The sequence below is a fragment of the Kitasatospora sp. NPDC101235 genome, from assembly GCF_044767505.1.
In the GTDB taxonomy this organism is placed as follows: domain Bacteria; phylum Actinomycetota; class Actinomycetes; order Streptomycetales; family Streptomycetaceae; genus Kitasatospora.
In genome coordinates, this window is the sequence record NZ_JBIWNZ010000024.1 from 142,503 (window position 1) to 143,622 (window position 1,120).

General features: G+C 73.2%; 1 protein-coding gene. It reads left to right on the top strand.

The window, feature by feature from the left end; translation table 11 throughout:
* Window positions 1-613: 613 nt before the first annotated feature.
* Window positions 614-844: a hypothetical protein gene (locus ACIRRH_RS32100; protein ID WP_403074343.1), complete on the top strand. Its 231-nt coding sequence runs from the start codon at window positions 614-616 to the stop codon at window positions 842-844.
* Window positions 845-1,120: the final 276 nt, after the last annotated feature.

Here is a 1,120-nt window from a genome sequence, read left to right on the forward strand (position 1 = left end):
TGGTTCGTCCGTGCTGTCCGTGCCGTCCGCTTGGTCCGGTGGTCCGGTGGAGGGTGGTCCGTCCGCTTGGTCCGGTGGTCCGGTGGAGGGTGGTCCGTCTGCTCGGTCCGGTGGTCCGGTGGAGGGTGGTCCGTCTGCTCGGTCCGGTGGTCCGGGCGGTGGTGGTCCGTCGGGCAGTGCTGGTGGTCCGGCGGAGGGTGGTTCGTCCGTGCCGTCCGCTTGGTCCGGTGGTCCGGCGGCCGGTGGTCCGGGCGGTGGTGGTCCGTCGGTCAGTCCTGGTGGTTCGGCGGAGGGTGGTCCGTCTACTCGGTCCGGTGGTCCGGCGGCCGGTGGTCCGGGCGGTGGTGGTCCGTCCGCTCGGTCCGGTGGTCCGGCAAACGACTTGGACCCGGAGCTTCTACGGGCTGGCCGCCAAGCGGCGGCAGAGGCTGGGCGGATCACCCGAAGGGTGGTCGGCGATGGAATCCGCAGCCAGGGGCTAACGGTGTCGAACGACCGGATCGCCGACATCCTCCAGGCCCTGCGGACCGACAAGCCACCGCCACCACACCGGTGACCGCAAGCTCCCCCCTTCCCTTCTCGCCCCACCTCGATGCACCCAGCGGAGTACTACATGAGCACCACTGTGTTGGCGGACCACGACCTCGTCGCCGACTTCGTAGCCGTTCTGGTCCGCCACCGCCACATCGGCAGCGCCCGGCCGCTGGGCGACGGCCGGTGGGAGGTCCGCCGCTCCGGCGAAGGCCCGGCCGAGACCCTCAGCAGTGAGCAGGCGGAGGAACTGGTCATGGACCACCTGATCTCCGAGTTCGCCGCCCGCGGACTGGCCAGCGGAGAGTTCTGACCGCCTGTACTCCCGACCGGCGCCGTCGACCGCGCCCACGTCCGCCCGCCGCCAACCGCGCTGGACTCCGGGCACGCTGCCACCTACGGCGGAGCGAGCTATCTCCTTGGACCGTCCTATCGGACGGTCCAAGGGCTCACCCCTCGCCCAAGAGGGCGGGGAAGGCCGTGTTGGGGGGGGGGGGGGGGGGGGGGGGCCCCCCCACCCCCGGCCCCCCCCCCCGGGGGGGGGGGGGGCCGGGCACCCCCCCCGCACAAAAGACACCCCCCCCCCCCC